Below are 26,112 nucleotides of genomic sequence, written 5' to 3'. Positions count from 1 at the left end.
ATCAAATATGCTTACTTAATGTAAGTGCTAACGGATATACCGATATGACATCAGTTTTTGTAACATATCAATCTCTTCCTGCAGTCTTATGCCGATATTTGTATCCTTTATTTTCTTCCTCTCAACTTCCTCATCAACGACTCGTCTGACGGAAAGTGCATCTGCTCCATGCCTCAGCACATTTTCTTTCGAATTGAAGTGCTGGTGAGCCACTAGCTGCATGCCATATGAGTTGAATAGGAGGGTATAGCCAGCTATGCCGGTCGTTTTCTGGTAGGCTTTCGAAAAACCTCCATCGATGACGATCATTTTCCCATTGGCCTTAATTGGATTCTCTCCATCTCTTTCTTTAATAGGTGTGTGCCCATTGATGATGTGTCCGCTAACGGGATCCAAATCAAATTCTTCAAGCATTTTTTGACACATCTCCACATCTTCTCTCAAGTGATAATAAGGGTTCTTCTCTTCTTTATGGGAGCTTTTGTCAGCGATGAAATACCGTTCAAACGTCGTCATTGCACGTTTTCCGAACAAGGAAGAATATTTTCCTGTCCATAGATACCAAACAAGGTCAGTGGCAAGATCATCCGTCTGTTCGAGGTTGGAGAATGATTTGCGCAGGTAGTATTCAAATTTATCAAGTAGCTCCCGTCCTTTATAGACGGCTCCATCTATTTCCATGGCTTCCATATCACCGTTTTCGTCAACTGGGATACATCCATGTATGAGCAAATTGCCATTGTATTTAAGGTAGAGGTTCCCCTTTTTCATAAGAAAGTTCATATGCCGTTTCAACTTTTCAGACTGTTGTAAGGATAGTAGCAGTTTATCAATAACTTCCTCCTCTTCTTCAAGAAGTCGGGTCGGATCATCGGGGTCGACTGTAGAGAAGCAAGTATGCTGTAGAGAATAAGTTTTCCCATAAACTGTTATTTTGTGGTTGTCGTAATCGACTTTTTCAAGTACCAGACGCTCGTCCATATCAAAATACGGACGACGCTTTATTATGGGGGCCTCCAACTTGAATTGTATCATTGCGATGGCTTGATGGATTTTAGTAATCTGTAGCTTTTCCTGTTCCGGGAGGGCAATGTCTGAGTGCTGTTTTGGATGGAACTGCGGATTATCATCATAATATTTCTCTGCCAAGTTCAAAAGAGGTCTTAAGTTTATACCGTAGGCATCTTCAATGATATCCAAGTTATCATAGCGGGCGCAGATGCGTATGATGTTGGCAAGGCACACTTTAGAACCTGCGTAGGCGCCAATCCACAATACGTCGTGGTTACCCCACTGGATATCGAGTGAATGGTAATCGATGAGTGTATCCATTATCTTATCGGGTTCCGGACCACGATCATATATATCGCCTACAACGTGAAGGTGATCTACGACGAGGCGTTGCGTAGTATAGGAGAGACCTGTTATGAGTTTCTCTGCTTGCCCAAGTGCAATGATTTTATCTACGATGGTTTCGTAATAAGATTTTTTGTTTGTATCTTCATCACTTTTGTAAAGCAGCTCTTCAATGATATAGACAAACTGTTTTGGGAGAGCTTTCCTAAGTTTAGAACGTGTATATTTCGAAGAGGCGTAGGAAATCAATTCAATCATATGATGTATTTTGGTTCTATGCCATTCATTTAATGCCTGTTTCGAAGCCATCTGATCCTTAACCAGCTTTAATTTTTCTTCAGGATAGTAGACGAGCGCTGCAAAATCACTTATTTCATCTTCAGTCATGCGGTCTTTGAAGACATCGTGAATCTTAACGCGTACGTTACCCGATCCATTCCTTAATACATGCTGAAAGGCTTGAAATTCACCATGGAGGTCGCTGACAAAGTGCTCAGTTCCTTTTGGAAGGTCTAGTATCGATTCAAGATTGATGATTTCGGTCACTACTTTTTCTTCGCTATCGAACTTGTCAGAGAGAAGGTCCAGGTATCGGGAAGTCATGTCTCTTCCCTTACTTGCTTCCTCATTGAAACCGTTACCAATAGAATTCGCCATTAAATACACTCCCATTTATATGTTATCCCCATTATACTTTAAATGACCATTTTCATAAATCGAATTTAAATAATTATATACAGATCATCTCCGTGGAGAGTCTATCCAAGAGTAGATTCAATTCATATGAGCAATGGTGTCATAGACATTGCTTTTAAATGCTAAAACATTGTGGGGGTCCATAACGCCATAATAACGTCGATGCACCTATGTATGTTCAAATGGAGGATAAATCAAAATTGCTCCTTCAGCCATCTATAATTCAAAAAATAAAAAAAGGGCCGCTATAAGCCCTCTTAGTTATGGCGGGAATACGAATAACCTGCTCATTAATTATAGGAATTTCTATCGTTACCATAGCATTGGAAGATGAAGATCGAATAGCGCACCAACACGTAAGTTACAATGACTACAGCCAAAGCCAATTCGAAGATCGAAGCGAATTTCAGTACTTCATTAGCCAGCCCACCATCATCAACCAGTTGAAAAACTTTGATGATCGAGGTGGCTGAGATCACTACAGGGAATGTGAGAGCAGCATAGCTTGGATGAAATTTATATCGCATGATTTTAGGCAACATGAAAACAATGAAAAAATATAGTAGTTGTGATAGAGCGAGCAGTATATAGACGATGCTCTCCGATGGTTGGTCTATAACAGATAGATAACCGGTCAAACATAATGATCCTGGTGCAGCAATAATGGCGATAAGCGGCAAAGTCGATTGTGTGGCCTTCCTTTTGATCAGTTGGCTTATGACGATCGGCAAAAGCACAAGATAGAAAGCAAGCGCAAACCAAATGATGATCTGCCCAAACTCTGGGCCAAAATTGCTTGATGTGGCCGGAATGACCCCGATACCTACAAACGTAACAAACCACCCTGGATTGATGTATTCTGACCTCATATTACTAGGTGCAAGGAAATATAAAGTGAAGAATCCCATAAGACTGAAATGAAGTATTATAGCAACCCACCATATGAACAATATGATTGAATCATGTACGGTAAAGCGACTTAGTGTATGACAGAGCATCATCATGGACATTGGGAAGGTCGGAGAAATGGCTGCAACGACTGGGTTATCTAAGGTCTTTAAAGTATCTCTGCCTGTGACAGTAATTTTTAAGAAAAATAAAAACATCATCAGTATCCCAATTATGGTGAAAGTCCATCCGATTCTGCCATAGTGTATTGAGAAAAAAAGATGGCCGAGGGATACTAAGCCGAGTATCAATCCACTTATGGAGACGGGGATTTGGGTAAGAAAATGTTTCATATCATGGCACTTCTTTTCTAATTTAATAATGAGGCATCGTGTAAATGAACACAATAATATATTGTAACGAATCGACTAATGATTATCAATCTGAAAATGTTGCTCAAACACAAAGAGCTTAGAGCCTAATCACTAATTTTGTATATGGAAACGTATATTGAAAGAGTGCTCCCGTGACACCACTTCACGATCGAGTCAGAAGAGGTGCCTCTTTTTTATGGGTCTTCTTGTACTGGTTCGATTCTTGCCAATTATGAAAATCCTGAGCGCTATCCCACAATGTCAGAATGACGTAGTAAGGGCCAAGATTCAGCTTTCATAACACGGAGTGCTTTAAAGCCTGTCACAGTAGCAAGGTTCGATTGACGATTCAAAAAGCGTGCTTCAAAAGCTTTTTCCATACCAGTATTGATATAGACATTATTCAAGACGCAAAATCCTTTTGTTTCCAAAGATCCTTTACTTTCAATTATTGAGTAGCCTTTTTCTTCAGAATTACTTCGTATTATCGCCTTTTCTTCTTCTATTGAAACCTGATAGTTATTCTCTACATCTGTGAGAATCATATTGCCACCTCTTCATTTGGTTAGTTCGACACAGATATGACTGTACCCATATGGATAATGGTAGAGTAACCTGCATCATTTATAGAAAGCGTATCATATCTATGGAAGGTTTATCTTGTAATGCATTATTCCATTCATGATATATTAAGTATACAATATATTATTTTCAAGGAGGCTTATTCAATTAAATGATTAAAGTAGTCAATGAGATACGTATTGAAAAAGGAAGGGTTGAAGAGGTAGCTAAACGTTTTTCCACGGCAAAGTCTGTCCATACTTTTGATGGTTTTGTACTGATGGAAGTTCTAATCAAAGAAGATACGGAAGAATATGATGTAATAGAAGTGTGTACAACTTGGGAAGATCAGGAAAGTTTCGAAGTCTGGAGGCAGGATCGTGCCACCAGAAAAGCACATGAATCGAGTGATTCCAAATCGAAAGAGGAAAATAATCCGATCCTAGGGGCAGAGCTTTCAATCTATGAAGTTTATGTACAGCATCGGCCGGAGTAGCTTTAAATTCTATAATAAAATCATTATCGAGATGAGAATGATGATACAAAAAACGCCCATAAAATGGGCGTTTTTTGTATCGCAATGTATTATATCTTAACTACCTGCTTACCTAAGTTCTTACCTTCAAAAAGGTTGTTGAACGCTTTCGGCAGATTTTCAAATCCTTCTTCAACGCTTACTTCTGTGTGGATCTTGCCATCCTTTACCCACTCAGCAAGAGTTTGACCGGCTTCTTGGAAATCATCGGAATAGTTAGCGACTACAAAGCCCTGCATCAAAGCTTGGTTTTTGATGAGTATAGGCTGGATGCGTGGGCCGATATCCTGTTCAACGTCATTATAGTTTGAGATTGTGCCGCACACCGGGATACGTGAGAAAGTATTCAAGTGCTTGAACACAGCATCGGAGATTTTGCCGCCGACGTTTTCGAAATAGACATCCACTCCATTAGGTACAGCTTCTTCGAGGGATTTTTCGAAGTCCTCCGCTTTATAATCGACCGCAGCATCGAAACCGAGTGTATCTTTCAAATAAGCCACTTTTTCTTTGCCGCCGGCAATACCAACGACTTTGGCACCTTTTATTTTAGCGATCTGGCCGACTACGGAACCTACTGCACCTGAAGCTGCAGAGACTACGACTGTTTCACCAGATTGCGGTTGCCCGATCTTCAGAAGACCATGATAGGCAGTCTGTCCTGTCATCCCCAACGTGCTTAGATAAAGGTGTAGGGGGACATTGGCATCCTGCACTTTTTGGATATTATCCGTTGTAATGGTGATATAACGCTGCCAAGGCATTATACCGACTACGTAGTCGCCTTCAGCAAAACCGTCTGCCTTCGAAGCAAGGACTTCACCGACTACATGGCCATGTAAAGGTTGGTCGACTTCAAATGGCGCGATATACGATTCTGCATCAGACATGCGTCCCCTCATATAAGGGTCGACTGATATATAAAGTGGTTTGATCATGACCTCATTATCTGATGGGTCTTTTTTTGATATCTCTTCCAGTCGAAAGGTATTGTCGTTCTGGTGTGCCCTTCGGGCGGTTTGCTAATACAAATTGCTCATTTTTCACTATAATTGCCTCCGTTCAAAATGAATTACATATTCATTTTAACTGTCGGTTACTGAGACGGCAAAGAATCTGATTGAATAAGAAAATCCCCCGTCAGGGAGATTTCATCTAGCTTGACTTAACATTGTGAACTTCGTAGCCCAGATTTTCTACAATAGTTCTTATCTCATCGGGCGTAATTTTATTTTCGTCGTGTTCAACTTTGACTTTACTTGAATTGAACAGCACTTTTGCGACTTCAACACCCTCTTTTTTGGATAGGTTGCCTTCGATTTTTTTAATGCAGCTTGGGCAGGTGAATGTTTCTGTCTTCAAATTGGTTTTCACTTGATATCTCCTCCTGTTAAGTTTATATCCTTACTTTCTATCTATAGTATATAGGTAGAGCACAAAATAAAAATTGACGAGCATCAACTAATGCGAGGAGTTCGATTTCATGAAATTGATCTGGAGTGATATGCTCGTATATATATTCAAATATTGGAGGGGATTAGTTTGAACAGCTGGGATAAAAAGTTTGATGAAGCACATTATATTTACGGCACAGAGCCCAACGACTGGTTAAAAGAAAATATTTATGAAAAAGGAAGTCTGAAGATCGCCTTGCTTGCTGAGGGAGAGGGACGCAATGCAGTGTATCTGGCAAAATTGGGTCACGAGGCGGTAACATATGACTACTCTAAAGTTGGGCTGGATAAAACTATCCGGTTGGCGGAATCAGAAGATGTCAAAATAGAAACTCATCTGCAAGATCTCACAGTAACCGATGCCCTCCCTAAAAACTTCTATGACATCGCAGTCAACATATTTGGGCATGTTCTAGCAGAAGGGAAGAAGAATATGCTTGAAAACCTTATAGATTGTGTGAAACCGGGAGGAAGAATCCTATTCGAATTCTATTCGAAGCGGCAATTGGAATTCCAGACTGGCGGACCGAAGAGGAGTGACATGTTGTATGATCTGAAAGAGCTGGAGGAAGAGTTTTCACATTATGACGTAGAGATCATTTCCTTAAGCGAAAAGATCGTGGAACGTCACGAAGGGACTATGCACCGGGCAGAAGTGCGGTTATCCAAGGCTATCTTAAGAAAAAATGAGACGAAGGGATGACTACATTCATCCCTTCTCTATAGGTCGAGATGGCGATATAATGTTGCCCTACTGATATTTGTTTCGCTCTTTATTTCGTCCAAAGTGTACTTTTTTGACATATACATTTCCAAAGCCCTTTTCATATTGTCATCATTTCTTTTTGGTCTTCCCGAGGGCTTTCCTTTGGACGCTGCTTCTGACACCCCGATGCGTGTCCTGAACTTGACGACATCACTTTGAAATTCAGATAGGAGGTGGAGTGTATCCCGAAAGTTATACGTGGAGTGCCCATTGATTTCCAACGACTTGTTGAGGATGATGATGGATGCATTTTTTTCTACGACAATATCTACAAGGTCCACCAATTGTTTCGTGGAATCGGCAAGTATGAAAAGATCAGTGGTATATACATAATCTCCACTTTTAAGTATGGCAAACAAATGATCTAATTGTGTGCGTTTTTTGTTCTTGGCGTGCTGTTCCTCGAATATTTCATCAGCATGCTTTTCCAACTTCCTTTTCTGTTCTATCTTCGAGTCGTTGAGTCCAACATCTCTGATATACCCATAGATCATGCCTGGTCCTCCTCATCTCTATAAAGCGGTCATAATTCCAAAAAGGGGTATACTTATGAAACTTTGATGATTATAATAAGCTCTATAGAATTATAAAATAGGAGCGTAGAAAATGATAGAGACATTAAAGAAAGAATGGCTGACCGACCCCAAGACCAACATTCTGGCGGGGATACTGGTGGCGCTTGCTCTTATTCCTGAGGCGATCGCATTTTCCATCATTGCCGGGTCGACCCGATGGTTGGATTATATGCCTCATTCATAATAGCAGTATCAATATCAATATTAGGCGGGCGTCCCGCGATGATCTCTGCCGCCACCGGTGCAGTAGCGTTACTTGTTGTACCGCTTGTGAGTGAATATGGTGTAGAGTATCTACTGGCTGCAACATTGCTGATGGGAGCGATTCAACTGGTACTTGGCATCTTGAAGATCGGCAAACTGATGAAGTTCATTCCGAAATCCGTTATGCTCGGGTTTGTCAATGCGCTTGCCATTATGATCTTCATGTCTCAGATTGAACATATTTTCGGCATCTCAATATCGACATATGTTTATGTTGGTGTCACCTTGCTGATTATTTATGTTGTCCCAAGATTCTTCAAGGCGATACCAGCACCACTTATCGCGATTATTGTGCTGACTGCTGTCTATCTCTTTATGGGGGCTGACTTGAGGACTGTCGGAGACTTGGGAGCGATAGAACGTTCTCTACCAAGTTTCATCATACCTGACGTACCTTATACGATGGAAACGTTGAGGATTATTCTGCCATTCTCCATATCCATGGCTATCGTCGGATTGGTTGAAAGCTTACTGACTGCAAAAATTGTCGATGATGCTACAGATTCCTATAGCAGTAAGAATAGGGAATCCCGCGGACAGGGTATATCAAATATCATCGCAGGTTTCTTTGGAGGCATGGGTGGTTGTGCCATGATAGGACAGTCAATAATTAATGTGAGGTCGGGTGCGACTACCCGCCTCTCGACTTTTACGGCAGGCATGGTACTCATCTTCCTTATAATCGTCCTTGGCGATCTGGTTGTTCAGATACCAATGCCGATTTTGGCAGGAATCATGGTGATGGTAGCAATCGGCACATTCGATTGGGGCTCTTTCCAGTATGTTGTAAAAGCGCCGCGGACTGACGCTCTTGTAATGATTGTGACAGTCGTGATTGTCCTTTTCACCAGTAACTTGGCAATGGGCGTGATTGCAGGAGTGGTATTGAGCGCACTGTTCTTTGCTACTAAGATCTCCAACATCACCGTAGATCGTTCAGAATCAGGGAACGACGTAAGCTACCGTTTCAATGGACAGATATTCTTTGCTTCAGTTGATACAATGATGAATCAACTCGACCTCGATGACCATGATAAGGCAATAGAGCTTGATTTCACTGCAGCACATATCTGGGATGACTCTGGTGTAGATGCTGTAGATACGATGATTACAAGACTTAAACGAAGAAATAATCAAGTGCGCATCAAAAACTTGAACAAAGACAGCCGGAAAATCATTAATGAATTGAGTATGATAAATCAAGAAGAGCTTAATATGGGGGATAAAACATGTATAAATCGATTCTGCTGGCAGCTGATGGTTCAGATAATAGCTATCGGGCTGCCAAGGAAATCAGTAAATTCCATTTCGAAGGTACAGTGGTCACCGTTCTTAATGTCATAGCCTATAGCGACTCAAAAACAGATGTGCTTCATGGGTCCAATAATAGGAGTCTGGAACGTGAGCGCCTGGCAAAGATATCAAATATCACAGAGTACTTCGAGTCGGAAAATATCGCCTATGAAGTGCTGTTCGAGCATGGGGAGCCTAAAGAGACTGTGGTGAAAGTGGCAAATTCAGGGGATTACGACGTAGTCGTCCTCGGAACCCGAGGACTCAATAGTCTTCAAGAGATGATGCTCGGCAGTGTCAGCCACAAAGTGGCCAAACGCGCACAGATTCCAGTCATCATTGTTAAGTAGAAGAATGGCTAAAAGCGCAGGATCAAACGGGGTTCTGTGCTTTATTTATATATCAATACTGAACTCTTGTGATTAATGATATAGTCTTAAGAAAACAGGAAGGGTGAGCAGAATGAATATAGAGATACCACTCATGCTCATTGTCGCCCTATTCATCACACTTGGCATTGCGAGTCAATGGGTTGCAGCAATGATCAAATGGCCGGCAATAGTAGTAATGTCCATAGTAGGACTCCTTGTAGGTCCGATATTTCAGATAGTGAATCCCCAGGAAATGATGGGCAGCGAGCTTTTTGGAACAATTGTTTCACTCGCGGTCGCAATAATTCTTTTTGAGGGCAGCAGCAATCTGGATTATCGTGAATTGAAGGGAGTATCCAAAGCGATAGCAAGGATCATCACAGTTGGTGCTGTGCTCGCATGGCTACTCGGTGCGATGGCCATGTACTTTATATTGAACTTCCCATTATCTATATCATTTGTACTCGCAGGCCTCTTCATTGTGACCGGCCCTACGGTCATCCAGCCGTTGCTTAAGCAGGCCAAGGTTAAAGACTCGGTGAACTCCATACTTAAGTGGGAGAGTATTATCCTGGACCCTGTAGGACCGATGTTGGCGCTATTTGCATTCTATGTCTTTCAGATTTTAGGACAGGACTTCGGTCTAGAGTATTTTCTCGAATATATCATTGGATTCAGCGTAGCATTTGCTCTTGGTTTTGGAGCGTCTTACCTATTTAAATGGATGATTCAAGGGGATTTCATACCCAGAACCTCATGGCTCCCATCCAGTTTGTGTTCATTCTGCTATTATTCAGTCTGAGCGACGCTGTACTGCATGAATCCGGTTTGCTCTCAGTGACGATATTCGGATTGGTGATGGCCCGACTCAAAAATCACAGCCTCATTTATAAGCAGTCGAATCATTTTATCGATGAGATGACGCTGATCCTTGTCTCTACAGTCTTCATCCTTATTACCTCCTCTCTTACGCGCGAGGTTTTAAATGAGGTGCTGAGTTGGGAGTTGGTGCTGTTCTGCCTTATCATGATCATAATTGTAAGGCCTGCTTATATCCTGCTATCCACAATAAATACTGAGATTCCTTTTAAAGAGAGAGCATTCATTTCATTCGTGGCACCAAGAGGCATTGTTGCCCTGGCGGTTGCAGAGTTCTTCTCGGGGCTTTTCAACGATCAGAATGTGCCGATGGCGGAATATATCGCACCTGTTACATTCGGGTTCGTTTTTGTGACGGTCGTTTTCTATGGCTTCAGTTTTAAGCCGTTGAGTAAATTATTGAAGCTGTCGAGCATAGAACCTCCCGGCATCATAATTATCGGTGAAAACCGTTTCTCCCTTAAACTTGCTTCGAAATTACAAGAACATGAGATTCCGGTAATGGTATCCGATCTTTTGAACTCCGATGCAAAACGCGCTAAAGAACTGGGCTTGGAAACTTTCGACGGTAACCTGCTGTCTGAAGATGAACGCATACAGGCTGACCTCACTCCTTATGAACAATGTCTATTGATGACACGCTCCTACACATTCAACCACCTGGCATTTAATGAATTGTCCCAGGAGTTTGGCTTGAAGAATGTTAAGATGTTCCCTTATCCAGTAGATCATGAGGAGATGCGAAATCGGGTTGAGCAAGTCATTAGACATCATATTCTGTTTGATGAATATTTTACGTATTATTGGTTCAATCAATTCATCGATGAATACAAAATTACAGAATTGGACCCTTCAGAAGTAGAAAGCATTACAGAAGACGACATCATTCTATATTACATTGATTCTGCAAAGAATGTGACATTCAAGACCATTACAGAAGATCTGACCTATGGTGAAGAAGGTGTAGTAGGCGTATTGAAGGGCGCCCATACTTTCAAGGAAGAAAAAGAACGGAGGATGAATCCTCCGTTCTTTTTATTGCCCGGGAAATCTAAAGTCAATTTAGATTATCTCTCAGCCGAAACATTTGAAGAAGATGATGAATGATTTGTTTGCGGAGATGGTTAGATTATCCGCGATCTGCACTTTCGGAAATCATACGACCCACCTGCTGGCCGCTCAATGTGACCATTGGCATACCTCCTCCGGGGTTTACGGTCCCACCGACAAAATATAAATTCCCGATCTCGCGATCTTTTTTTGGATGTTTGAACCCTTTGTTTTTCTTTTTATCCGATACTGTGCCGTATATTGCACCATGATCGGAATTGTACATTTTTTCAATATCATGAGGTGTCAACATGTATTCTGTAACAATGTGATCCCTTAAATTCTCAAGTCCCATCGATTCAAGTTTCCCAAGAACCGTGCGTCGGAAGTTCATATAATCTTCTTTTGTATATTGTTCATTTTGAAGGGGTGGGATATGGGGTAATATTTTTAGGTTTTCTGATCCTTCAGGTGCTTGTGAAGGATCGGTTTTATTGGTGTTCACCACATAGATTGTAGGATCACCCGGCAAGATCTTCTTTTCGAATACTTCTTCATAGTTGCGTTTTGAATCGTTTGAGAAAAAGAAGTTATGATGCCTCAATTGTGGGTATTTCCGATTGACTCCGAGGTGCAACACCAACCCTGAACTTGCTGGTTCAAATTGCTTTTCCAGTTTCTTGATTTTTTTTGGTATCTGATCGAGCACTTGCCTATAAAAAGGCAGGACTTCCATATTGGAAACATAATAATCTGCTTCTATACGGCTTCCGTCATCGAGCAACAAAGTTTCTATGTTATTTTGTGCATCAGTCAAGGCTGTTTCCACAGATACACCTGTATATAACTTGACCCCTATATCTCGTGCTAACTGGGTGATACCTTCAGCTAGATGGTGAAGCCCACCCTTTACATACCATACGCCTTGCTCATGTTGCATATGGGCCATCATATTCAACACAGCCGGTGCCCGGTATGAGCTTGAGCCGACATATTTTATGAAATAACCCAACATATCTCTCATTTGCGGATTTTTAACCCTCTTGTTTATGCCATGCTGCATCGTGGATGAGTAGTCAAACCCTTTAAATGCTTCGATGGGGCCATGAAAACGCAGCACATCTTTTAGATCATCAAGCCCCTTTTCAAAATACCCAGGGACTGTGGTTCTATCTATTTTTTTGGCATACTCCAGGAAGTTCCTATAATCGCGCATATCTTCTTTTCTGAGCTGAGGGTTTTCTTGTGCCATCTTTTGAAGGTTTCCATATAGATCGATATGGGAGTCATCAGGAAAGAAGGCGCGCCATTGGAGAGGAATTTCTTCAATTTGTACATAATCATCCATAACCCTTCCACTGCCAGTGAAAAGCCGTTCGAACACGTGGGGCATCGTTAGCAGCGATGGCCCGAGGTCAAAACCGAATCCGTCTTGTTCATGACGGTTCAGCTTTCCTCCAAAGTGTGTATTCTTTTCGTATAGTGCTACATCGAATCCCCTTTGTCTCAGGGAGATTGCTGCGGAGAGGCCGCCAAGGCCACCTCCTATTACAACCGCTGTTTGAGTTTTTTTCATGGTGCTCCCCCAATCATTTGTCTTCAAGTGACTTGATATACATTTTTTCCGCTTCCCTTATCTTTATCTTTTTAGCTAAAGACACTGAGTTTCGCTTGGAGAAACAGTCGTATTCATTATGACGGACTTCATTCAAGATCTCCCGGTATATGGAGAGTGAGAGCAGAAGCGGTAACCTGGCTTCCGGTTTATAGTATGTAATCTCTTCACGGGCAGTGTCATATAAACGTTCCGCTGTTTTGGCGAGATCCTCCCACATAGATCTGAAATTTTTATTGATTTCGCCTGAGGCAAGCTGTTTTTCAGTATAACCATGCTTTTTCAACACCGACTTTGGAATATAGATACGGCCATGATCCCTGTTGTCTTCCCCTATATCCCTCAAAATATTGGTGATTTGCATGGCAACACCAAGTTTTTCTGCATTTTGCTTGCGTGGACCTGTAAGATCATTGGATAGTACAGGAAGAAGAAGCCTTCCGACAGACCCTGCAACATGATTACTGTAATTGATCAGGTCATCGAGGTCTTCAGGCTGTTTAAAGCGGATATCCATCCTTTGGCCGTCCAGTTGAGTATAGAGCATTGATGAATCAATATCATAACGACCCATCACATCGGCCAACGCACGCCACATAGGCGCCTGGGGACGTCTCCATTTAAGAAGGTATCCAGTTCCTTCTCCAGTTTTTCCAAATTTACGATGCGTGTCTCCATGTCTTTGGCATGGTCGATTGCATCGTCAGCTGTGCGGCAAAATGCATAGATTGCATACACTGCATCGGCATCTTTTTCGGGGAGGGTGGAAAAAGCATAATAGAAGCTCTTCGAGTGATGCTTGATTATATTTTGGCAATGGTTGTAGTCATTTTTTAATGAAGGTTTGGAATGAGCCATCATGCTTCACGTCTCCTATTGGTGATTTTCATCTTTCAGCAGTTCTCCGACTGCTATTTTTGATGAGAGTAATACAATCGGTACGCCGGCTCCTGGATGAGTGCTGCTTCCGGTAAAATACAGATTGTCGCAATGCGTCGCTTTACTCTGGGGGCGCATATGATTGCTTTGGGTGAGTGTCGGCCTAAGTCCGAATGTAGCGCCATTGTAGGCGTTGAAACGCCCCTCAAACTCTGCTGGTGTCATAGTAGTTTCTACAACGATTTCTTCTTCAAAATTTTCCATACCAGGCAGCTGGCTGATTTTCGACATGATTTTGTCTCGGTACATATTAGAAGTTTCCTCCGTCCACTCATATTTCAAAGTATGTGTGTCTGATACAGGCATCAAGATATATATACCATCCTTATCTTCAGGGGCGAGCGAAGGGTCAATTTTTGAAGCGATATACATATAAAGTGATGGGTTTTCGATGACATCACCCTCAAAAATTTGATTGATGTTAGTATCAAGATCTTCAGAGAAAACAAAGTTATGGACGTTATCGAGTTCAGGGTATTTACGATCCATGCCCAAATATAGAACGAAGCAGGAGCATGAATACTCCATCTTATCAATTTTTTTGTCCTGATACTTTCCTTTATGCTCTGGCTCTTTGACCAGGTTTTTCATGGCATATGGAAAGTCTGCATTACACATCACATAATCAGAAGCAAGCAATGAACCGTTGACCATGACACCCGTTGCTTTTTTATCCTCTATGACAATTTGTTCTACGCTGGTGTTATATGTGATTTCCCCGCCCATTTCCAAAAATAGGCGTTCCATGGCAGACGCCATGGTGCGCATTCCGCCTTTGATGAACCAGATACCGTATAGAAACTCGATCATGGGAATGATGGTGTACAGTGAAGGGCCTTTAAAAGGCGAGATACCGATATAAAGGGTCTGGAAGCTGATCATCTGGCGCATGCGTTTATCTTTGATATACTTCTTCATTAGATTTTCAGCATTGTTCAGAGTTTTCAACTTCATGCCCTGGCCGATCATGAATGGGTTGTAGAAATCTTTCTTGTTTCTGAAGGGACGCTGCAGAAAATGGTTCTTGGCAACATTGAAACGTTGGTACAGATCTGTTAGATAGCGTAGAAAACCTTCGGCATCTTCATCGCTGATTTCTTCAAACATCTCTATATTTTTAACAAGGTCGTTTGTCACTTGATATTCTTTGGTCCCATTGTCAAAGTATCCACTGTACATGGGGTCAAGGCGCATCATCGGGATATAGTCATCAGGATTACGGCCTGTAATCTCGAATACTTCTCTATATAGTTCAGGCATCATCACGATGGTCGGGCCAAGGTCGAACGCATATCCTTCAAGGTCAATCCGGTTCATTTTGCCCCCAGGCGTCGACTCCTTCTCCAATATAGTGACTTGGAACCCTTCATTCTGTAATCGGATGGCACTTGCAAGCCCAGCGACTCCAGCACCTATAACAGTAATCGTCTTTTTCATATCAAAATCTCCCTTGCTGTTCCATGGACCGCTGCTGCTGCCATGAAATCAATTCAGGACTTAGGACAATCGGCCGATTTCTCAGCTCTTCAATATTTTTAGCGTTGGTTACTACGGCAATCTTCTTCATCTGATGGTGGAACTGATCCACGAACTCGATAGCAGCTTCAACACCAGAGTGTTCGACTTGTTCCAGCATCATTTTTGACATTCCTACAGCACGGGCACCAAGGGCCAGACACTTCATCGCATCAAGGGGGTCCGTATCCCTCCGCTAGCCAGTATATGCATCTCTTGTTGGAAGGGCTTTGTTTCGAGAAGCGATGTGACTGTGGAAATGCCCCAGTTATCCATATAGGACATCTCTTGGTTTTTGCGTCTTGAATTTTCAATGGTTGCGAAGTTGGTGCCTCCCTTACCACTGATGTCTGCATACTTGATGCCGATATTCTTCAAAATATGAAGTGTTTCTTTGCTCATGCCAAAGCCCACTTCTTTAACGATTACAGGTATATCAATTTCTTCTGCAATCTGCTGGATATTGTCGCGCCAAGCTTTAAAATTACGGTCCCCTTCAGGCATGATCAATTCTTGAGGCGCGTTGATATGGATTTGAAGTGCATCTGCTTTGAGAAGGTCTACAGCTATTTTTGCCCCTTCCATTGAAACATCCGCACCTACGTTGGCAAAGAGAAGGCCATTTGGGTTAGTTTCTCTCGCAATGGTGAAAGAATCTGCCAGCTCCTGGTTGCTTTATGGCAGCATGCATCGAACCGACTGCCATTGGAATCCCCGTAGCTTCAGCGACAGCAGCAAGCTTTCCATTGATGGAACGCGTCCACTCGCTGCCTCCGGTCATTGCATTGATATAGAGTGGCAAATCAAGACGAAAAGGACCGAGGTCTGTAGAAAGGTTGACATCATCCAAGTTGAAAGAAGGAAGAGACTGGTGGATGAAATGCACACCGTCAAAGTCGGATGATGCAGTTTGCAGAGATTGGTTTAGGGCGTGTTGAACATGTTCGTTTTTTCTTTGGCTACGTTTATCAGTCGGTTTGCTCAAGAGATTCATTCCTTCCATCCTGTCGCTTTACTTTCGGGTGTATGGACCGTTCTCAGATAGGGTTGAGATATCTATGGTTTCTATATCCTTTAAAGGAGCATAAAAAGAGTAAGCAGTAGAGTTGTTTCTTTATACTTACCCCTTTTATAGGAGTATTGATCGAAACTTGTAAAGATGGTTCTTCTTTGATGTGTATTAGTATGATTATCAATGATTGGGAGGTATTTTGCAAACATACTGGAAATAAATGAAAAAAGACATCAGGGGGTTCCGATGTCTTTTTTTCAGTGGAATCTAATTCAATTTTTGTTCCGCTTCCAATTCCTCGTCGCGTTCTTTTTCAGATTGTTCTACATACTCCTGCATGCGACGTTTGTTTGGAGTGATGGAAAGTCCCAGATGTTTACGTTCTTCGTTGGCATCCTTATAGAAGGATACCAGTACGGAGAGTATCACGAAACTGAATGGGAATGCTGAAACGATGGCGGCCGATTGTAATGCCGCTAAACCGGTTTCTCCCCCTGAAAGGAGCAGGATGAAGGCAATTGAAGAAAGTGCAATTCCCCAAATTATTTTAATTTTGTTGGATGGCTGCAGAGAGCCGTTTGAAGTTTGAATGCCTAGGACATAAGTAGCTGAGTCAGCGGATGTTACAAAGAATGATGCGACAAGCATCAGCGCAATGACCGACAGGATCATGCTCATCGGCAACTCATTGAATATCCCGAACAGCATTGTCTCTGCAGGCATTTCAAAAATTTGCGGCGTCTCTTTAGCAATCTCGATGCCTGTAGTACCAAATGCACTAAACCATACGATGGCTACGGCAGTAGGGACAAGCAGGACGGCCATGACGAATTCACGGACTGAGCGTCCACGGGACACCCGCGCAATGAAGGTCCCTACAAATGGACTCCAGCTCATCCACCAAGCCCAATAATAGATCGTCCATGAATCGAGCCATACGCTTTTCTGCTCATTCAGCGGCGCAACGTCCAGGCTGTTGAAAAGGAAAGTATCAAGCAGTGCGCCTGTCGATGTACTCATCATATTCAAGATCAGCATTGTTGGGCCGATGATGAGTATGACAATAAATAGAATAGTCGCAAGGCCTAAGTTGAGATTACTTAAATACTGGATGCCTTTATTCAGGCCACTCCAGGCACTCATTAGGAATAAGAATGTTACGACAGCTATAATTGCACCTTGAACACCGATGTTAATCGGAATTCCAAACAGATAGTTCAAACCACCATTGATTTGTAATGTACCAAGTCCAAGGGAAACTGCCACTCCGATAACTGTTGCGAATACTGCTAAAACGTCCACAGCGGTACCAATCGGCCCATCTACGCGATCACCAAGTAGGGGGCGGAGTGTTTTGGAGAGCAATCCAACTTCGTCTTTTCTGAACTGGAAATAGGCAAGAGCTAATGCGATGATGCTGTACATTGACCATGTATGGAAGCTGTAGTGGAAAAACGTTGAGCGCATTGCTTCGATCATGGCAGCATCTGTCTCCGGATCTGCAGTGGGAGGTGCAAGATAGTGCTGGATCGGTTCTGCCGCTCCGTAGAATACCAAACCGATACCCATTCCAGCACTGAATAGCATGGCGAGCCACGGGATGGTTCTAAATTCTTTTTCATGATACGGTTTGCCGAGTTTCAACTTACCGATAGGACTAAAAATGAGGAAGATACAGAAGAATACTATCCCTGCCGTAATGATGAGATAATACCAGCCAAAATAATCCGTAACCCATGCTCCGGCACTTGCAGTGAATGCCCCGAACTCCTCAGGTAACACGGCACCTATAGCAACCATGATGCCAATTATGATTGATGCATAAATAAAAACGTTAGATATTTTCTTTCCACCTTTTTTGGTCTTTGCCATTAATTAAGCTCCTTTATATATACTTATTCAATTGTCCGAAATTCTTTTGCAAGTGTAATATTAGTTCAACAACTTATAAATAGTAACAAAGGATTTATCGTTTGGCAACCACTCGAACCAGATATATGTGGATGATTCCATTATACCGAGTTCTATCGGTTTTCAGACATATACCCCTGGTGGTATGATGTCGAAATATAATATGATAATTTTGTTCGGGAAGGCCAGGGTTATGGATAAGATCAAAATAGGTATAAAGGAAAATCTGATGCAGTTCACTTTCTTGGTTGTAATGAGCTTTTTTGTCGGCTCCATGGTAGGAATCGAACGAACTGTATTACCTCTACTCGGTGAAGAGGAGTTTGGCTTGATTTCTACAAGCGCAGCACTCAGCTTCATCATTACATTTGGCTTTTCTAAGGCGATAATCAACTACTTTGCAGGTGGGATTGCAGACCGTTACGGACGGAGACGCGTTCTCATAGTGGGGTGGATTATAGGACTTTTTGTTCCGGTTCTCATCATCACGGCAGGGTCCTGGTGGATTATAGTCCTTGCGAATATGATGCTCGGCATAAACCAGGGGTTGACATGGTCCATGACGGTTAACATGAAGATTGATTTGGCAAGAAGTGACCAGAGGGGCACTGCAGTGGGATTGAATGAATTTGCCGGTTACACGGGAGTGGCCGTGCTCGCGGCGGTATCAGCTTCCATCTCTTCAAATTACGGAATGCGTCCGGAACCGTTTTATATTGGTATAGGAATTGCTCTGGTGGGGTTGCTGCTCTCGATCATCATCAAGGATACTGGACAGCATCTAGAACTCGAGGAACGAAAGTCAGTACAGAAAGCAATCATCTGACTGCAAAGCAGATTTTTAAACGGACGACACTGCAGGACCGGAACCTTTCCTCAGCAAGCCTTGCAGGACTATCGACTAATTTGAAGGATGGCATGGCCTGGGTCTCTTCCCGATTTACTTTGCGGCTACAGGACTGACTGTGCCGCAAGTGGGTATGATTGTGGCCATTTACCCTGCAGCTTGGGGTGTGTTCCAACTCTTCACTGGAACTTTAAGCGATAGATTCGGGCGTAAGCCATTTATCGTATCGGGTATGCTAGTGCAAGCTGCAGCCCTGTGGTTCATTATTTCTGCAGAAGGATATGGATTATGGATCACTGGCGCCATCATTTTGGGATTGGGTACAGCGATGGTGTATCCGACATTACAGGCTGCCATTAGTGATGTTGCGGCGACAGATTGGCGCGCCTCCTCTATGGGAGTCTATCGTTTCTGGAGAGATAGCGGCTATGCATTTGGCGCATTATTAGCGGGTATCGCTGCAGATTTACTTGGCGTGGGCGCAGCGATAGGTATCGTTGCAATATTGCCATTTCTATCAGGTGTCGTTGCTTACATCAGAATGGACGAAACATTGGAATGAATATGGCTTGAAGATATAAGTACTGGCCTCGGAGCAATCACTTCGAGGCCAGTACTTGTCATTTTGCGCGGTTTAGGTACCAACTACCCAGTGTCAGATAAGCTGCAAATGTCGTCCATAATGTATATGGCAGCAGTATGATGCCGGAGAGCCGATTTACTTTAAAGAATTTCGTTAATACGGCATACATGGTAACCCAGATCATAACACTGTTGACTAACGCCAATTGACGCTTTCTGAGTCGGAAAAATAGGAACGACCAAGTATAGTTGATCATAAGGTGAACCTTGAACAGTTTGCTTGCCTGACGATTCCCTTTTTTGTTGATGAGAGCATGAGATAGGCCCATCGTCAGATAAAGGAAGGTCCACATCGGCGCGAAAATTTTACGCGGTGGCGCAAATGGCGGTTGTTTCAGTTTCTTGTATTGTCTTGGAGCGGATCTAGTAGATAGCTTACCGACTGTTTTCCCTAATATGAGCGGGGTGACTAGATGAAATATAAACTGGACGATTGATTTCATGGGGCATCCTCTTTCGTAGTTTGATGATAGGTATATGCTATATTTAAGTTTAAATAATAGCAATAATAATGCCGGAGATATAGGAAGTGATTGGATGATGGAATTATATTATAGAACATTTCAATTTGTTACAAAGCGGATAATGGCTCGTCTTCCTTGGCGTGAACCGTTAGTCGTAAAAGGGAAGGACAGCTTTATGGAGTTGCCTCGAATGATTGCAGCGGCCAATTTGGATAGCATACTCATCGTCACTGATGAAGGGCTTTCGAAATCGGGTCTCCTTGATGATTTTCTTCATCAAATGGAAATGATGGGGATAAGAACGCATATATATGATGATGTCCACTCAAACCCTACCATCAGAGATGCCGAGTCCGCAGCAAGCCTCTATACGGATATGAATTGCCAGGGAATCGTGGCTTTTGGAGGGGGGTCACCCATAGATTGCGCCAAAGTCGCAGCAGCACGTCTAACTAAGTCCCATCAACCGATAAGCAGCATGCGCGGAATATTCAAGATCAGAAAAAACATACCTCCTTTTTTTGCCGTCCCGACAACGGCTGGGACCGGCAGTGAAACCACATTAGCCGCTGTTATCACCAACAGCGATACACACGAAAAGTATGCCTTGATGGATCTATCGCTGATACCCCATGTAGCAATACTCGATCCAGTACTTACAATTGGCCTCCCCAAAAAAGTTACAGCAATGACGGGGATGGATACATTGACTCATGCTGTTGAAGCATACATCGGGTACGGAGGCACTTCGGAGACGGATAAGAATGCCAAAGAAGCGGTCCAACTTGTTTTCCATAATCTATATCATGCCTATAATGATGGGAGCGATATAGAGGCAAGGAGCAATATGCAGGAGGCCGCATATAAAGCTGGGTTTGCCTTCACACGCGCATTTGTAGGTAACATCCATGCTGTAGCGCATACACTGGGAGGCTTCTATAACGTGCCACATGGATTATCTAATGCCGTTATAATGCCATATGTACTTGAATATTACAGTGAACTTGGTGTGGCTACTTACCAACTCGCTGAATTGGCGGATATCGTCGATATAACGCAATCTGACGATGATGATAAAGAGAAGGCGCGCAAGTTTATTCTTGCGATAAGGGAACTTAATGGTTCTATGGGAATTCCCGAAAAGATTGCCGGCATAAAAGACACCGACATTCCATATATGATTGACAATGCTCACCGCGAAGCCAACCCACTTTATCCCGTGCCGGCAATATTCGGCCGAGTAGACTTTGAAAAAATCTACAGGATGATTAAAGAATAGTGAACAAGCCCGTACTGTCTCTGTAACGGGCTTGTTCATATATAGATAAATATTATTTTTTCATGGCCTGGAGTTTTTCACGGATTTGATCTACATCGGAACCTATGCTACTTTCAACAGCAGCCAAAAAGCTGCCTTCGACTATCGGAGCTTCAGTCAGATAAACCGAGTGGGGGCCTGTATACATTTCAACAGCCATCTCAAGGTTCATCCTGCTTGAACCGATATCATAGAAGCAAAGAGTATCATCATTGACTTTATCCAGCATTTCAGTAATCTGATCGATGTTGGTGCCGATTCCTCCATCTACGCCGCCTGAAGCATGAATGACGGTGTCCCCGGCCATCTGTGAAATGAGTGCTTTAGTACCTTCCGCTATTTCAGCACTATGGCTGATGATAAGTATTTCAGCCATTCTTTACACCTTCTCCCAAGGCCTGAATGACGTAGACTGCACTTTGGGCGCCAGGATCAATCGTCCCCTTGGAATTTTCCTTGAAATAGGCAGCACGCCCTTTAGTTGCAATCATATCCTCGGTATCATCGGCTAAAGCCTGTAGCGATTCCAAGTCGAGCGATCCTCCCTCCCGAAGTAGATCTGCAGTTTTTGAGATGACATCGTACATTGTTTTTTCACCGCCTGAGACCTTCCCCTTTTCACCCACTGTTTTTGCAAATACATCGAGCATCTCCGCCAAATTATTTGAGTCTATAGTATCTTCCGCCACTTCACTCATTTTAACGAAGCTGAAACCATATAAGGGGCCACTTGCACCTCCTATTGAACTCATGAGTGTCATACCAGTTTGCTTCAGGATTTCTTGTGTGGATCCGTCAGTGACTTTTTCTGCCACGGCGGAAAAGCCGCGTTTCATATTGACGCCGTGATCGCCATCACCAATCTCACGGTCTAGCGCAGTCAATTCCCTTTCTTTGTCATCAAATACTGTTTTCAGACCGTGGAGTTGTGAAATTAATTTCTCAGCATCCATCATCTTTAGCCTCCTAATTGAAATAATCCGAATCTGTTTCTGCATCCAATGCTTTCAACAGTTCATCGGATGCATCGACTATCGTCAGAGAGAATCCTTGCATATCAAGGGAAGTCATATAATCTCCAACAAGCAGTTTCTCCATTTTCATATTTCTTCTTTTGAAGCTTTCGACAGTATATTTTGCAACAATGGAGAGTTCGCTTTGAGGCGTTCCGCCCATGCCATTGACCATCACAACAAGCTCGTCATGTTCATTGTATTTGGAAAGTTCATCCAACAATCTGTCAATGATTTTATCGACGGGTTCGGCCTTTTCACGATATATACCTTTCTCTCCATGGATGCCGATGCCAATCTCCATTTCATCATCTTGTAGATCGAAGCCATATTCTCCGGTTGTCGGAACCATGCAAGGATGAATCGCCATGCCTATGGAGTGGAGTGAAGTCATCATCTCCTCCACCTTTTTTTTAATGGTATTCAGGCTATGGCCACTACTTGCCAGGAATCCTGCATATTTATGCACAAGTACTGTGCCGGCTACCCCTCTTCTTTGTTCCTCGTTTTCAATGGCGATATCATCACGCACTACTACGGCTTTCACCTTATGTCCATTTGCTTCAGCCATCTCCTGCGCCATTTCAAAATTCATGACATCACCTGCATAGTTTTTGATGATGAGAAGCACACCGTCTCCATTATCGACGGCTTCTATTGCGGCCAACACCTTATCAGGTGTTGGGGAAGTGAATACTTCTCCGCATACCGCGGCATCAAGCATGCCCTCAGCAACATAGCCGGCGTGTGCCGGTTCGTGCCCACTCCCTCCGCCGGAAATGAGCGCGACACCGCTTGTCTTCCTATTGCGCTTGACGACTACGGTCTCTTCGACGACTTCTATTTTCTTATCACGATATTTGAGGCCATCCATCATATCTGCCAGGAAATGTGACTTGTCATTAATCAATTTTTTCATGATTGCATCCCCTCTTCTACCAATGTGCTTTAACCTTATTTAAAGTAGCCCTTGATTGATTTGACTTCAAGGAACTCTTCAATTCCGTAGTCTCCCCACTCCCGGCCGAGACCTGACTGTTTATACCCGCCGAATGGCAGATCGGTACGACCTTTAGCAACATTAATCTCAATTGTCCCGGCTTCAATGCGGCGTGCCACATACTGGAGTGTGTCCTGGTCGTTGCCGTATACGTAGCCAGCCAATCCATATTTTGTATCGTTTGCGATTTCAAGTGCTTCGTCGATGTCACTATAGGTGATTACAGACATCACCGGTCCGAATATTTCTTCTTGGGCGATGATCATGTCATTTTGAACATCGGAGAATATGGTCGGTTTGACATAGAACCCTTTGTCCAGACCATCTGGATGGCCAGTGCCGCCATGATAAAGGGTTGCACCTTCCTCGCGTCCTTTTTCAATATAGGATTGGACCGTGTCAAACTGTTTGCTGCTTACAAGTGGTCCGACTTCGACGCCTTCTGCGCGCGGTTCCCCCACTTTGACTGCTTCCATTTTTTTCTTCGCTGCTTCCAGGAACTCTGCTTTAATGGAGGCGGGTATCAATGTGCGGGTACCTGCTGTACAGACTTGACCGGAATTGCGGACTACTTTCTGGACAGCCACTTCAGCAGCTTCGTCTACGTCGACATCATCAAGAATGATGAGCGGGGACTTGCCGCCGAGTTCAAGGGATACTTTTTTGAAGTCTTCACTGGCGTTCCTCATGATATTGGCCCCAGTTGGGCCTGAACCTGTGAATGACATCATGCGTACTTTAGGATGTGAACTGAGCGGCTCACCTACCCCTTCCCCGTCTCCATTTACAAGGTTGAAGACGCCTTTTGGGACGCCGGCCGCTTCAAATATTTCAGCTAGGATAATTGCGGCGAAAGGTGTTTCTTCAGACGGCTTCAATACGACTGGGCTTCCCGCAGCAAAAGCAGCAGCAAGCTTCAATGAAGTCTGATTGGTCGGAAAGTTCCATGGTGTGATGAGTCCGGAAACTCCAACGGCTTCCTTCATGATGAGGTCATCTCCACGGCGTTCTTCAAATTCGAATGTATCAAGTGCGTCACGTGCTGCAGTGAAATGATTGAGTCCGGCTTGGTAGTGGGTCTTCTCTGATAAACCGAGTGGCGCCCCTAACTCATCGGTCATCGTTTCTATCAAATCACCTTTACGTTTTGTATATTCATCAACGATGCGGTCCAGCATGGCACGCCGTTCCTCAACAGGAGTATGCCGGAATCCCAGATAAACGGCGTAGGCTGACTCAACAGCACGGTTGACATCTTCTGCGTTACCTTTTGCTATCTTTCCGAAAGCTTCTCCAGTAGCAGGATTGATGACATCCAGAGTTTCTCCGCTGGCACTATCAACCCATTCTCCATTGATGAATTGCTTTGTTTGATTTCTCATTGGTGGATGCTCCTTCTTTAAAGTGATATTGTTCTTTACCCTCATTTTCGGTATTTAATTTCTATTATGGCAGTAAAAACTGAAATAAAAAAAGCAAGACATCGCCTGAAGATGTCTTGCTGCTGGTTTAACAGACTGAATCATTGGATTTAGGGACGGACAGTCCAAATAGAGGCCTCAGATATAATGCAAGGAACGTTCCGCCGAGTGCCATGATGCCCAGATATATCCGTGCATGCTGAAGGAGGCAATCCCTCCGAAGTACGCACCGATATTACAGCCGAACGCAAGTCGGGCACCATACCCCATCAGCAATCCGCCGATGACTGATGCGGAGAAGTTCCCTAGAGTTATTTTGGTGAATTTGAATAATCCGCCTAGTGCTGAAGCGATGAACGCCCCTAAAATAACACCAAAATTCAGTACAGTTGTGCTGTCTGCAAATATCGAAGATTCGAGTGCAGTCGCATTTGCACCTTGCCAATATCCCCACTGGGCTACATCGAAGCCAAGGAAATCGGCAACTTTTGAACCCCATAATGCAAATGCAGAAGTTATTCCCCAAGGCGTGCCGCGGGTCATCAAGGTCAAGGCATTCAATACAGCGAGAATGATGGCTGCTGTAAACAGGGGCCATGAGCCTCTAAATATGCGTTTCCATCCGTGCTCTGTCGGCAACGGAGCCATTTTAGGTGCATTTTTCCTTTTTTCTACAATCAACGTAATCCATGCGATCAAACCAAAGAGGGCGATGGAAAGAGCCCATGCTCCGCCATATCCGAGGCCAGTGGATGTAGCGAGGGAAATGGGTTCGAATGCTGGAAGTTCCTCTGTCCAAAATGGCAGATGATATGCGCCGACTGTAGCACCAACGATAAAGAACAGCAATGTGATGAACATTACGGTACGGCCACCACCTATGGAATAGAGTGTCCCGGAGGCACACCCGCCCCCAAGCTGCATGCCGATGCCAAAGAGGAAGGAACCGACTATCAGACTCACTCCGACCGGCGAAACATAACCTGCTGTATCAGCACCGAAGAACGATATGCCAAAAGCCAGGATTGGGGCGAACAATGTAACTGCAACGGCCAGCATGAGCATATGGGCTCTCATAGCCTGTCCATTGCCGACTGACATCATTCTTCTGAAGGCAGATGTAAATCCAAAACGCGCATGGAACAATGTAAAACCAAGTGCTAATCCGATGAGCAGCAATACCGGCTGCATCATCGGTTGCGTAGCGGCGAGATAGAAGAAGAGCAGAAGACTTGCTGCTATTCCTCCGACAACAAGTGATTTTTGAACTGGATTCATGGAGGAGGACTGCGTGGCTATAGAATTTTTTACTTTATTTATAGGATGAGCGATGGTGTTCATAAAATACGCCTC

At 43.5% G+C, this 26,112-nt stretch carries 20 protein-coding genes and 6 pseudogenes; 7 read left to right on the top strand and 19 right to left on the bottom strand.

The window, feature by feature from the left end:
• Positions 1-27: 27 nt before the first annotated feature.
• The 4 genes from ACYF68_RS00945 to ACYF68_RS00930 form a co-directional block, all read right to left on the bottom strand.
• On the bottom strand, positions 28-1,959 hold the full coding sequence (locus ACYF68_RS00945) for a fructose-1,6-bisphosphatase (protein WP_461047435.1): 1,932 nt from the start codon (positions 1,957-1,959) through the stop codon (positions 28-30).
• 383 nt (positions 1,960-2,342) lie between these two features.
• A complete protein-coding gene (locus ACYF68_RS00940) occupies positions 2,343-3,293 on the bottom strand; it encodes a TDT family transporter (RefSeq protein WP_461045098.1) in 951 nt (316 codons plus the stop codon).
• Positions 3,294-3,477: 184 nt separating this feature from the next.
• Positions 3,478-3,573 (bottom strand): hypothetical protein, encoded by a 96-nt coding sequence (locus ACYF68_RS00935; protein WP_461045097.1) that lies wholly within the window; start codon positions 3,571-3,573, stop codon positions 3,478-3,480.
• A complete protein-coding gene (locus ACYF68_RS00930; RefSeq protein ID WP_461045096.1) occupies positions 3,563-3,859 on the bottom strand; it encodes an antibiotic biosynthesis monooxygenase family protein in 297 nt (98 codons plus the stop codon). The genes ACYF68_RS00935 and ACYF68_RS00930 overlap by 11 nt, the downstream gene beginning before the upstream one ends.
• Positions 3,860-4,047: 188 nt before the next feature.
• Between ACYF68_RS00930 and ACYF68_RS00925 the strand changes: the two genes are divergently transcribed.
• Positions 4,048-4,371, top strand: a complete 324-nt coding sequence (locus ACYF68_RS00925; protein WP_461045095.1) for an antibiotic biosynthesis monooxygenase — start codon at positions 4,048-4,050, stop codon at positions 4,369-4,371.
• Between the two features lie 89 nt (positions 4,372-4,460).
• On the opposite strand, the pseudogene ACYF68_RS00920 reads toward ACYF68_RS00925, so the two are convergent.
• Both ACYF68_RS00920 and ACYF68_RS00915 read right to left on the bottom strand, forming a co-directional pair.
• A pseudogene (locus tag ACYF68_RS00920) lies at positions 4,461-5,457 on the bottom strand (NADP-dependent oxidoreductase).
• 108 nt (positions 5,458-5,565) lie between these two features.
• Complete coding sequence (locus ACYF68_RS00915; protein ID WP_461045094.1) at positions 5,566-5,784, bottom strand: heavy-metal-associated domain-containing protein; 219 nt, start codon at positions 5,782-5,784, stop codon at positions 5,566-5,568.
• A gap of 168 nt (positions 5,785-5,952) precedes the next feature.
• Here ACYF68_RS00915 and ACYF68_RS00910 point away from each other — a divergent pair, with 168 nt between their 5' ends.
• The gene (locus ACYF68_RS00910) at positions 5,953-6,567 is read left to right on the top strand and encodes a class I SAM-dependent methyltransferase (protein ID WP_461045093.1); all 615 of its coding nucleotides are present in this window, start codon (positions 5,953-5,955) and stop codon (positions 6,565-6,567) included.
• A 17-nt stretch (positions 6,568-6,584) separates the two neighbouring features.
• Here the strand turns inward: ACYF68_RS00910 and ACYF68_RS00905 are convergent, their stop codons facing one another.
• Positions 6,585-7,124, bottom strand: a complete 540-nt coding sequence (locus ACYF68_RS00905) for a recombinase family protein (protein WP_461045092.1) — start codon at positions 7,122-7,124, stop codon at positions 6,585-6,587.
• A 112-nt stretch (positions 7,125-7,236) separates the two neighbouring features.
• Between ACYF68_RS00905 and ACYF68_RS00900 the strand changes: the two are divergent.
• The 3 genes and pseudogenes from ACYF68_RS00900 to ACYF68_RS00890 all read left to right on the top strand — a co-directional run.
• A pseudogene (locus ACYF68_RS00900) lies at positions 7,237-8,684 on the top strand (SulP family inorganic anion transporter); the annotation flags it as partial.
• Positions 8,685-8,698: 14 nt separating this feature from the next.
• A complete protein-coding gene (locus tag ACYF68_RS00895) occupies positions 8,699-9,112 on the top strand; it encodes a universal stress protein (protein ID WP_380570074.1) in 414 nt (137 codons plus the stop codon).
• 112 nt (positions 9,113-9,224) lie between these two features.
• Positions 9,225-11,002, top strand: a pseudogene (locus tag ACYF68_RS00890) (cation:proton antiporter); the annotation flags it as partial.
• Between the two features lie 139 nt (positions 11,003-11,141).
• Here ACYF68_RS00890 and ACYF68_RS00885 read toward each other — a convergent pair.
• From ACYF68_RS00885 to ACYF68_RS00860, 6 genes and pseudogenes are all read right to left on the bottom strand, one after another.
• Positions 11,142-12,638, bottom strand: coding sequence for a phytoene desaturase family protein (locus ACYF68_RS00885; RefSeq protein WP_461045091.1), 1,497 nt, complete (start codon positions 12,636-12,638; stop codon positions 11,142-11,144).
• Positions 12,639-12,651: 13 nt separating this feature from the next.
• Complete coding sequence (locus ACYF68_RS00880) at positions 12,652-13,275, bottom strand: phytoene/squalene synthase family protein (RefSeq protein ID WP_461045090.1); 624 nt, start codon at positions 13,273-13,275, stop codon at positions 12,652-12,654.
• On the bottom strand, positions 13,251-13,538 hold the full coding sequence (locus ACYF68_RS00875; RefSeq protein ID WP_461045089.1) for a squalene/phytoene synthase family protein: 288 nt from the start codon (positions 13,536-13,538) through the stop codon (positions 13,251-13,253). The genes ACYF68_RS00880 and ACYF68_RS00875 overlap by 25 nt, the downstream gene beginning before the upstream one ends.
• Positions 13,539-13,550: 12 nt before the next feature.
• Complete coding sequence (locus tag ACYF68_RS00870; RefSeq protein ID WP_461045088.1) at positions 13,551-15,053, bottom strand: phytoene desaturase family protein; 1,503 nt, start codon at positions 15,051-15,053, stop codon at positions 13,551-13,553.
• A 1-nt stretch (position 15,054) separates the two neighbouring features.
• Positions 15,055-16,125, bottom strand: a pseudogene (fni, locus tag ACYF68_RS00865) (type 2 isopentenyl-diphosphate Delta-isomerase).
• A gap of 285 nt (positions 16,126-16,410) precedes the next feature.
• Positions 16,411-18,015 (bottom strand): BCCT family transporter, encoded by a 1,605-nt coding sequence (locus ACYF68_RS00860; RefSeq protein WP_461045087.1) that lies wholly within the window; start codon positions 18,013-18,015, stop codon positions 16,411-16,413.
• 232 nt (positions 18,016-18,247) lie between these two features.
• Between ACYF68_RS00860 and ACYF68_RS00855 the strand changes: the two are divergent.
• Positions 18,248-19,463: pseudogene (locus tag ACYF68_RS00855) on the top strand (MFS transporter).
• A gap of 58 nt (positions 19,464-19,521) precedes the next feature.
• Here the strand turns inward: ACYF68_RS00855 and ACYF68_RS00850 are convergent.
• Positions 19,522-19,986 carry a TspO/MBR family protein gene (locus ACYF68_RS00850; protein ID WP_461045086.1) on the bottom strand — a complete coding sequence of 155 codons (465 nt, stop codon included), beginning with the start codon at positions 19,984-19,986 and terminating at the stop codon, positions 19,522-19,524.
• A 94-nt stretch (positions 19,987-20,080) separates the two neighbouring features.
• On the opposite strand from ACYF68_RS00850, the gene ACYF68_RS00845 reads away from it, so the two are divergent.
• Positions 20,081-21,286, top strand: a complete 1,206-nt coding sequence (locus ACYF68_RS00845) for an iron-containing alcohol dehydrogenase (protein WP_461045084.1) — start codon at positions 20,081-20,083, stop codon at positions 21,284-21,286.
• A 52-nt stretch (positions 21,287-21,338) separates the two neighbouring features.
• On the opposite strand, the gene dhaM is transcribed toward ACYF68_RS00845, so the two are convergent.
• From dhaM to ACYF68_RS00820, 5 genes and pseudogenes are all read right to left on the bottom strand, one after another.
• Complete coding sequence (dhaM, locus tag ACYF68_RS00840) at positions 21,339-21,701, bottom strand: dihydroxyacetone kinase phosphoryl donor subunit DhaM (protein ID WP_461045083.1); 363 nt, start codon at positions 21,699-21,701, stop codon at positions 21,339-21,341.
• Positions 21,694-22,278, bottom strand: a complete 585-nt coding sequence (gene dhaL, locus ACYF68_RS00835; RefSeq protein ID WP_461047433.1) for a dihydroxyacetone kinase subunit DhaL — start codon at positions 22,276-22,278, stop codon at positions 21,694-21,696. The genes dhaM and dhaL overlap by 8 nt, the downstream gene beginning before the upstream one ends.
• A gap of 13 nt (positions 22,279-22,291) precedes the next feature.
• On the bottom strand, positions 22,292-23,257 hold the full coding sequence (dhaK, locus tag ACYF68_RS00830) for a dihydroxyacetone kinase subunit DhaK (RefSeq protein WP_461045082.1): 966 nt from the start codon (positions 23,255-23,257) through the stop codon (positions 22,292-22,294).
• Positions 23,258-23,292: 35 nt separating this feature from the next.
• Positions 23,293-24,720 carry an aldehyde dehydrogenase family protein gene (locus ACYF68_RS00825; protein ID WP_461045081.1) on the bottom strand — a complete coding sequence of 476 codons (1,428 nt, stop codon included), beginning with the start codon at positions 24,718-24,720 and terminating at the stop codon, positions 23,293-23,295.
• A 127-nt stretch (positions 24,721-24,847) separates the two neighbouring features.
• Positions 24,848-26,037: pseudogene (locus ACYF68_RS00820) on the bottom strand (YeeE/YedE family protein).
• Between the last annotated feature and the right edge of the window lie 75 nt (positions 26,038-26,112).

The sequence above is a fragment of the Salinicoccus sp. CNSTN-B1 genome (assembly GCF_054792835.1).
The sequence above is the reverse complement of the archived record's forward strand: the minus strand, read 5'-3'. Positions and strand labels throughout refer to the sequence as shown.

Coding starts and splice junctions, on each gene's coding strand:
- ACYF68_RS00945 (WP_461047435.1), bottom strand. CDS start 1,959: ATGACTTCCCGATACCTGGACCTTCTCTCTGACAAGTTCGATAGCGAA.
- ACYF68_RS00940 (WP_461045098.1), bottom strand. CDS start 3,293: ATGAAACATTTTCTTACCCAAATCCCCGTCTCCATAAGTGGATTGATA.
- ACYF68_RS00930 (WP_461045096.1), bottom strand. CDS start 3,859: ATGATTCTCACAGATGTAGAGAATAACTATCAGGTTTCAATAGAAGAA.
- ACYF68_RS00925 (WP_461045095.1), top strand. CDS start 4,048: ATGATTAAAGTAGTCAATGAGATACGTATTGAAAAAGGAAGGGTTGAA.
- ACYF68_RS00905 (WP_461045092.1), bottom strand. CDS start 7,124: ATGATCTATGGGTATATCAGAGATGTTGGACTCAACGACTCGAAGATA.
- ACYF68_RS00895 (WP_380570074.1), top strand. CDS start 8,699: ATGTATAAATCGATTCTGCTGGCAGCTGATGGTTCAGATAATAGCTAT.
- ACYF68_RS00885 (WP_461045091.1), bottom strand. CDS start 12,638: ATGAAAAAAACTCAAACAGCGGTTGTAATAGGAGGTGGCCTTGGCGGC.
- ACYF68_RS00880 (WP_461045090.1), bottom strand. CDS start 13,275: ATGTGGCGTGCGTTGGCCGATGTGATGGGTCGTTATGATATTGATTCA.
- ACYF68_RS00875 (WP_461045089.1), bottom strand. CDS start 13,538: ATGATGGCTCATTCCAAACCTTCATTAAAAAATGACTACAACCATTGC.
- ACYF68_RS00870 (WP_461045088.1), bottom strand. CDS start 15,053: ATGAAAAAGACGATTACTGTTATAGGTGCTGGAGTCGCTGGGCTTGCA.
- ACYF68_RS00860 (WP_461045087.1), bottom strand. CDS start 18,015: ATGGCAAAGACCAAAAAAGGTGGAAAGAAAATATCTAACGTTTTTATT.
- ACYF68_RS00850 (WP_461045086.1), bottom strand. CDS start 19,986: ATGAAATCAATCGTCCAGTTTATATTTCATCTAGTCACCCCGCTCATA.
- ACYF68_RS00845 (WP_461045084.1), top strand. CDS start 20,081: ATGATGGAATTATATTATAGAACATTTCAATTTGTTACAAAGCGGATA.
- dhaM (WP_461045083.1), bottom strand. CDS start 21,701: ATGGCTGAAATACTTATCATCAGCCATAGTGCTGAAATAGCGGAAGGT.
- dhaL (WP_461047433.1), bottom strand. CDS start 22,278: ATGGATGCTGAGAAATTAATTTCACAACTCCACGGTCTGAAAACAGTA.
- dhaK (WP_461045082.1), bottom strand. CDS start 23,257: ATGAAAAAATTGATTAATGACAAGTCACATTTCCTGGCAGATATGATG.
- ACYF68_RS00825 (WP_461045081.1), bottom strand. CDS start 24,720: ATGAGAAATCAAACAAAGCAATTCATCAATGGAGAATGGGTTGATAGT.